This is a genomic window from Pseudoroseomonas ludipueritiae, from assembly GCF_014490445.1.
Lineage (GTDB): Bacteria > Pseudomonadota > Alphaproteobacteria > Acetobacterales > Acetobacteraceae > Pseudoroseomonas > Pseudoroseomonas ludipueritiae.
The window spans coordinates 1-7,514 of the sequence record NZ_JACTUZ010000189.1 but is presented as its reverse complement, the minus strand read 5'-3'; the positions used below and the strand labels follow the sequence as shown (position 1 = coordinate 7,514).

Here is a 7,514-nt window from a genome sequence, read left to right as displayed (position 1 = left end):
CAGGCGGGCGATTGGCCAGGGCTGGTCCAGCGCCGCCCGCACCCGGTCCAGCAGCGGCGCGATGCGCGCATCGGCGGTGATGGCCCCCGGCACCGGGCGTTCCACATATTGCGCCTGCCCGCCCTGCCGGTGCGCCGGCAGCACCAGCCGCCGCGCCACGCGGTTGGCGGCGGCAGGGCCGAAATCCCGCCGCACCAAGTGCAGGCAAAGGTCCAGCCCGGCGGCGCTGCCGGCGGCGGTCAGCACGCTGCCCTCATCGACATAGAGCACATCCGGCACGAAGCGCAGGCCGGGGAAGCGTGCCACCAGCCGGTCGGCATAGCGCCAGTGGGTGGTGGCGCGGCGGCCTTTCAGCAGCCCCGCCGCCGCCAGCACGAAGGCGCCGGAACAAAGCGAGAGGATGCGCGCCCCCGCCGCATGCGCCGCCCGCAACGCGGCGCAGAGCGGCTCCGGCACCGGCGCCTCCACCCCGCGCCAGCCGGGCACGACAATGGTGCCGGCCTGGGCCAGCAGGTCCATGCCGCCATCGGCCTCCACCCGCAGCCCGCCGGTGGCGCGCAGCGGCCCGGGCTCGATGGCGGCGACGGCGAAGCGGTACCAGCCTTCCCCCATCTCCGGCCGGGGCAGGCCGAAGACCTCGGCGGCGCAGCCGAATTCGAAGGTGCAGAGCCCATCATAGGCCAGCACCACCACCAGCGGAGTGGCGGGCGCGGGGTTTGGCATGATCTTGACGCTAATGGGCATTCCTGCCGCTGCCCAGCCCCGCCGCATGTGGCGCAGGATGCGCGTCCCAGGAGGAACCGCCATGCCGCCCAGCCCCGTCACCGACACCCCGCCCGCCACGCCGGAACAGGCCTTGGCGCATTTCGCCCGGCGCCTGTCGCTGGAAACCGATTGCGCCGATGTGCAGGCTGCCATGAAGGGTGGCGCCGCCGATTTCGTGCTGCTGGATGTGCGCGGCCCCACCGCCTTCGCCCGCGCCCATGTGCCCGGCGCGCTGAACCTGCCGCACCGGCAGATCGATGCCGCGCGCATGGCGGCATGGCCGCCGGGCACGCTCTTCGTGGTCTATTGCGCCGGGCCGCATTGCAATGGCGCCGACCGCGCCGCGCTGCGGCTGGCCGGGCTGGGCCTGCCGGTGAAGCTGATGCTGGGTGGCATGACCGGCTGGGCCGACGAGGGCTTTCCCTTCGCCGGCACGGCACGGGATAAGGCGGCGAGCTGCGCCTGCTGAAGCAGGCCGCCCGCCCGCGTCACGCCGCCGGGATAGCCAGGCGCGTCAGCCGGGAAGAGACGGGGGTCAGAAGCCGCTGTCGGGCATGCCGCGCACAAAGGCGCGCCAGTCGTGCTTGCGGGCCGCCGCGCGTTCCGTGCCGTCCGGCAGCTTGGCATAAAGGGTCAGCGCATCCTTGGCCCAGAGCGCGTCGAAATTGGCCTCGTTCTCCAGCGCCAGGGCGGCGCTGCGCTCGAAGACACCCTGCTTGACGCGCGGCTGGATCTTCATGACCCAATAGATGGTGCCCGCCGCCAGGATCAGCGCGCCAACATAGAAATGCACCAGCCAGATACCCAGCAGGCTGGCCACCAGCAGCAGCGACAGCGGCCAGACATTCTCGCCCTGGCGATAGACCGGGGAGCCAGGGGTGTTCATCTTGCGGATATGCACGCCGAGCTGCACCTCGCCGCGGTCGATCATGCCGCGGAGGGCTTCCAATTCCGTCATAGGCTCCTGGCTCACACTTCGAAGGCTGCGCGCATCAGGGCCTGGGTATAGGCCTCTCGCGGGGCACGCAACACCGCATCGGCATCGCCGCTTTCCACCACCTTGCCCCCCTTCAGCACCATGATCCGGTGCGCCATGGCCCGCACCACCCGCAGGTCGTGGCTGATGAAGAGATAAGCGAGCCTGTGCCGCGCCTGCAGCCCGCGCAGCAATTCGACCACCTGCGCCTGCACCGAGACATCCAGCGCGCTGGTCGGCTCGTCCAGCACCAGCAGGCGCGGGTTCAGCACCAGGGCGCGGGCGATGGCGATGCGCTGCCGCTGGCCGCCGCTGAATTCATGCGGGTAGCGCGTGGCCGTGGCGGGGTCGAGCCCCACCTCCTCCAGCGCCCCCCGCACCCGGGCTTCCCGCTCCACCCGGCTGAGTTCCGGGGCATGCACCGCCAGCCCCTCCCCCACGATCTCCGCCACGCTCATGCGCGGGGAGAGCGAGCCATAGGGGTCCTGGAACACCACCTGCATCCGCGCCCGCAAGGGCCGCAACTGCGCGCGGGACAGGCCCTGGATCGGCTTGCCCTCGAAGCGCACCAAGCCCTCGCCGCGCTCCAACTGCAACAGGCTCAGCCCCAGCGTGGTCTTGCCGGAACCGCTTTCCCCCACCAGGCCCAGCGTCTCGCCCTCACGCAGGTCGAAGGAGACGCCATCCACCGCGCGCACCTCGCCGACCTTCCGCCGCAGCAGCCCGCGCCGGATCGGGAAATGCACCTTTATCTGCTCAGCCTCCAAGACGATGGGGGCCAATGCGGGAACGGGTTCCGGCTTCCCGCGCGGCTCCGTCGCCAGCAGCATTTTTGTATAGTCGTGCTGCGGATCGTTCAGCACCTGGGCCGCCGGCCCCTGCTCCACCACCCGGCCATGGCGCATCACCACCACATGGTCCGCATGCCGCCGCACGATCGAGAGGTCATGCGTGATCAGCAGCATCGCCATGTTCAGGCGCCGCTTCAACTGGTCCAGCAGTTCCAGGATCTGCGCCTGGATGGTGACATCCAGCGCCGTGGTCGGCTCATCCGCGATCAGCAGCTTCGGGTCATTCGCCAAGGCCGCCGCGATCATCACGCGCTGCCGCTGCCCGCCCGAGAGCTGGTGCGGAAAGGCATCCAGCCGCTGCGCCGCATTGGGCAGCCCCGCGCGCTCCAGCAACGCGATCACCCGCGCCCGCAGCGCGGCGCCGCGCAGGGGCTGGTGCAGCGTCACCGCCTCCCCCACCTGGCGGCCGATGCTGTGCAGTGGGTTCAGCGAGGTCATCGGCTCCTGGAACACCATGCCGGCCACGCCACCGCGCAGCCGCTGCAACTCGGCCGGGCTCGCCTTCAGCACATCGGTGCCGTCCAGCAGGATGCGCCCCGCCGGATTGGCGCCGCCCGGCCCCAGCAATTGCAGGCAGGACAGCGCCGTGACGCTCTTGCCGGAACCGGATTCGCCGACCAGCGCCACCGTCTGGCCGGGAGAGACGCTGAAACCGACCTCGCGCACCACCTCCTGGCCACGGAAGGCGACGGAGAGGTCCTGGACTTCGAGGATGGCGCTCATGCTGCTGAAGCCGGCAGGAAAGAGAAGGCTGGGGTGGAAAGTCCACCCCAGACCCCGCTTCGAATTGGCGCTTTGGCGGAGGCGGCAGCGTGGGCGGGCCGCGAAAAGTTTTCGAAAACCATTCCCACCGGACCACGCGTGCTGCGGCGAGTCACGGCAGCACGAAGGATGCAGCCCGCTCCAACTCGAAGCGGGGTCTGGGGTGGACTTTCCACCCCAGCCTTTCCCTTCAACACCATCATCGCCCGCCTCCCGGCAGCTTGCGCGGATCGAAGGCGTCGCGCACCGCCTCGCCGATGAAGATCAGCAGGGTCAGCACCCCGCCCAGCACGAAGAAGGCAGTGATGCCCAGCCAGGGCGCCTGCAGGTTGTTCTTGCCCTGGTTCACCAGCTCGCCCAGCGAGGGTGATCCTGGCGGCAGGCCGAAGCCGAGGAAGTCGAGCGAGGCCAGGATGGTGACGGAACCCGAGAGAAGGAAGGGCAGGAAGGTCAGCGTCGCCACCATGGCATTGGGCAGGATGTGGCGCAGCATCACGCGGCTGTCGGAGACGCCCAGCGCCTTGGCGGCGCGCACGTAATCCAGGTTGCGGCCGCGCAGGAATTCGGCGCGCACCACGCCGGTCAGCGCCATCCAGGAGAACAGCAGCAGGAAGACCAGCAAGGTCCAGAAGCCGGGCTCGATGATGGAGGAAAGGATGATCAGCAGGAAAAGCTGCGGCATCCCGGACCAGATCTCGATGAAGCGCTGGAAGCCGAGATCGACCCAGCCGCCGTAATAGCCCTGCACCGCGCCAGCCAGGATGCCGATGAGGGAACTGGCCAGCGTCAACGCGAAGCCGAAGAGGACGGAAATGCGGAAGCCCCAGATGATGCGGGCAAGAACGTCGCGCGACTGGTCGTCGGTGCCCAATGGGTTGCGCCAGGAGGGGGGCGAGGGCGCGGGCTGGCCAAGGTCGCGGATGATGGTGTCGTAGCGATAAGGCACGGCGGGCCAGATGGCCCAGCCGCGCTTCTCGATTTCCTCGCGCAGGATGGGGTCGCGCCAGACGGCCTCGGTGGGGAAACCGTCGGAGAGGATGTCGCTTTCCGCGTAGCTGCGCAGCACGGGGAAGAACCACTTGCCTTCCACGCGGGCCACGATGGGGCGGTCGTTGGCGACGAACTCGGCGCCGAGCGTGAGGACGAAGAGCACGGCGAAGACCCAGAGCGAGATCCAGCCGCGCCGGTTGGCACGGAAATTCTGCAGGCGCCGCCGCGTGATGGGTGACATCAGCGGCGGGCCTCGAAGTCGATGCGCGGGTCCACCAGGGTATAGGTGATATCGCCGATGATCTGCATCACCAGCCCCAGCAGGGTGAAGATGTAGAGGGTGCCGAACATCACCGGGTAGTCGCGGCGGATGGCGCTCTCGAAGCCCAGCAGGCCCAGGCCATCGAGCGAGAAGACGATCTCCACCAGCAGCGCGCCGGTGAAGAGGATGCCGATAAAGGCGGCGGGAAAGCCGGCGATGATCAGCAGCATGGCATTGCGGAAGACATGGCCATAGAGCACGCGCTTTTCCCCCGCCCCCTTGGCGCGGGCGGAGAGGACGTATTGCTTGCCGATCTCGTCCATGAAGCTGTTCTTGGTCAGCATGGTCAGGCTGGCGAAGCCGCCGATGACGAGGGAGATCGTGGGCAGCACCATGTGCCAGCCATAGTCCAGCGCGCGCTGCCAGAAGGGCCAGTCGGCCGAGCCCGATGTTGTCAGGCCGCGCAAGGGGAAGATCTGCAGGAAGGAGCCACCGGCGAAGAGCACGACGAGGAGAATGGCGAAGAGGAAGCCGGGCACGGCATAGCCCACCAGCACGGCGGCCGAGGTCCAGAAATCGAAGCGCGAGCCATCCCGCACCGCCTTGGCGATGCCCAATGGGATGGAGATGAAATAGATCAGCAGCGTGGACCAGAGGCCGAGGGAGACCGAGACCGGCAGCTTCTCCAGCAGCAGGTCCAGCACCGGGCGGCCCTGGAAGAGGCTCTGGCCGAAGTCAAAGCGCAGATAGCCCTTCAGCATGGTCCAGAAGCGTTCATGCGCCGGCTTGTCGAAGCCGAAGGCTTTTTCGATCTCGGCCACCACCGCGGGGTCCAGCCCGCGCGCGCCGCGATAGGTGCCGACCGGGCCGCCTCCACCTCCGCCGCCACCGCCGCCCGGGGCGCGGACCTCGCCGCCGCCTTCGCCGGAAAGGCGGCCGACGGCGCTGCCGCCCTGGCCGCGCAGTTCCGCCAGCATCTGTTCCACCGGCCCGCCGGGGGCGAATTGCACGATGGCGAAATTGATCAGGATGATGCCGAACAGCGTCGGCACCAGCAGCGCCAGCCGGCGGAGGAGATAGGCGCCCACGCGGTGGCTACTGCGCCATGGTCTTGCGGTCGGCCGGCAAGGCGCGGTCGCGCGCCGGCTCCACCCACCAGCTCATCAGGTCCAGCCCATAGCGCGGGTTGCGCTCCGGGCGCCCGAACTTGTCCCACCAGGCGATGCGGAAGGCCCGGCTGTGCCAATGCGGCACGACGTAATAGCTCCAGAGCAGCACGCGATCGAGCGCACGGCAGCGGTCGATCAGCGCCTGCCGGTCCGGGGCATTGACCACCAGCTCCACCAGCGCATCCACCACGGGGTCGGAGACGCCGATCAGGTTGCGGCTGCCGGGCTCCTTGGCCTTCTCGCTGCTCCAGAAATCCCGCTGCTCATTGCCGGGAGAGAGCGATTGCGGAATCAGGTCCACCGTCATGTCGAAATCGAATTCGTCGGTGCGCTTCTGGTATTGCGCGGCATCCACCGTGCGCACGCGGGCGTCGATGCCCAGGCGCTGTAGGGACTGCACGTAAGGCAGCGCCACGCGTTCGAAGGTCGGGCTGTCCAGCAGGATCTCGAAGGCGAAGGGCTGGTTCTGCTCATTGACCAGCTTGCGGTCCTTCACGGTCCAGCCGGCATCCTTCAGCAGCGCCAGGGCCTTGCGGGCGGCCTCGCGGTTGCTGTTCTGGCCGTCCGAGACCGGGACGCGGAATTCGCTGGTGAACAGCTCCTCCGGCACGCGGCCGCGGAAGGCGGAGAGGATCAGCAGCTCGCCCTCGGAGGGCAGGCCGGTGGCGGCGAGCTCGGAATTGGAGAAATAGGAACTCGTGCGCGTGTAGCTGCCATAGAAGAGGTTGGCGTTCATCCATTCGAAGTCGAACATCAGCCCCAGCGCCTCGCGCACCCGCCGGTCCTGGAACAGCGGGCGGCGGGTGTTCATGGCGAAGCCCTGCATGCCGGTGGGCAATTCGTGGCGGATCTCGTCGCGCTTCACCTGCCCCTGGCGCACGGCGGGGAAGTCATAGGCGGTGGCCCAGTCCTTGGCGATATTCTCCTGCCGGAACTCCACCTGCCCGGCCTTGAAGGCCTGGAAGGCCACGGTGGCGTCGCGAAAATACTCGTAGCGCAGGGTGTCGAGGTTGTTGGTGCCCTTCATGGTGGGCAGGTCGCGGCCCCAGTAGTCGGGCACGCGCTTCAGCACGATGGAGCGCCCGGCCTCGAAGCGTTCCACCTTGTAGGGGCCGGAGCCCAGCGGCACCTCCAGCCCGGGCTGGGCGAAATCCTTGCCTTCCCAGAAATGCTTCGGCAGCACCGGCATCTGGCCCAGGATCAGCCCCAGCTCGCGGTTCTGGTCGGTGGAGAAGCGGAAGACGGCGCGCTTCGGGCCATCCGCCACCACCTCGGCCACATCGCCCCAATAGGCGCGGTAGAAGGGGCGGCCCTTTTCGCGGAGCGCATTGAAGGTCCAGACCACGTCCTCCGCCGTGACAGGCCTGCCATCGTGCCAGCGCGCCTTGTCATGCAGCACGAAGGTGATGCCGCGCCGGTCCGCCGGCACCTCGATGGAGGCGGCGAGATGGGCGTATTCGGTGCTGGCCTCGTCCATGCTGGGGGCCAGCAGGGTGTCGTAGATCCGCACCACCGCCCCCGCCGCCGTGCCGCGAAGAATAAAGGGGTTCAGGCTGTCGAAGGAGCCGATGGCGGCCAGCACCATCTCGCCGCCCTTGGGGGCATTGGGGTTTACCCAGGGCCAGTGCGGGAAATCGGCCGGCAGGCCGGGCTCGCCCAGCAGGGAAAGCGCATGGGTGCGGCGCATCTCGCCCGCTGGCGGCGCGGCGGGCGCGGCCGGGGTGGCGGGGCCGGGGGCG

7 protein-coding genes are annotated in these 7,514 nt (G+C 68.8%); 1 reads left to right on the top strand and 6 read right to left on the bottom strand.

Translation table 11 applies throughout. The features are described 5' to 3' along the window. On the bottom strand, window positions 1-744 hold a 744-nt coding region (locus tag IBL25_RS23135; protein ID WP_238940609.1), incomplete at its 3' end, for a DJ-1/PfpI family protein. Window positions 745-805: 61 nt separating this feature from the next. Between IBL25_RS23135 and IBL25_RS23130 the strand changes: the two genes are divergently transcribed. Continuing rightward, window positions 806-1,234 carry a rhodanese-like domain-containing protein gene (locus IBL25_RS23130; protein ID WP_238940608.1) on the top strand — a complete coding sequence of 143 codons (429 nt, stop codon included), beginning with the start codon at window positions 806-808 and terminating at the stop codon, window positions 1,232-1,234. Between the two features lie 66 nt (window positions 1,235-1,300). Here IBL25_RS23130 and IBL25_RS23125 read toward each other — a convergent pair whose 3' ends face one another. The 5 genes from IBL25_RS23125 to IBL25_RS23105 form a co-directional block, all read right to left on the bottom strand. Further along, on the bottom strand, window positions 1,301-1,723 hold the full coding sequence (locus tag IBL25_RS23125) for a hypothetical protein (protein WP_187780842.1): 423 nt from the start codon (window positions 1,721-1,723) through the stop codon (window positions 1,301-1,303). Between the two features lie 11 nt (window positions 1,724-1,734). Then, on the bottom strand, window positions 1,735-3,315 hold the full coding sequence (locus IBL25_RS23120; protein ID WP_187780841.1) for an ABC transporter ATP-binding protein: 1,581 nt from the start codon (window positions 3,313-3,315) through the stop codon (window positions 1,735-1,737). A gap of 238 nt (window positions 3,316-3,553) precedes the next feature. Continuing rightward, window positions 3,554-4,585 (bottom strand): ABC transporter permease, encoded by a 1,032-nt coding sequence (locus IBL25_RS23115; protein WP_187780840.1) that lies wholly within the window; start codon window positions 4,583-4,585, stop codon window positions 3,554-3,556. Further along, window positions 4,585-5,694, bottom strand: coding sequence for a microcin C ABC transporter permease YejB (locus tag IBL25_RS23110; protein WP_187780839.1), 1,110 nt, complete (start codon window positions 5,692-5,694; stop codon window positions 4,585-4,587). Before IBL25_RS23110 ends, IBL25_RS23115 begins: the two co-directional genes overlap by 1 nt. A 7-nt stretch (window positions 5,695-5,701) precedes the next feature. Further along, on the bottom strand, window positions 5,702-7,514 hold a 1,813-nt coding region (locus IBL25_RS23105; RefSeq protein WP_187780838.1), incomplete at its 5' end, for an extracellular solute-binding protein.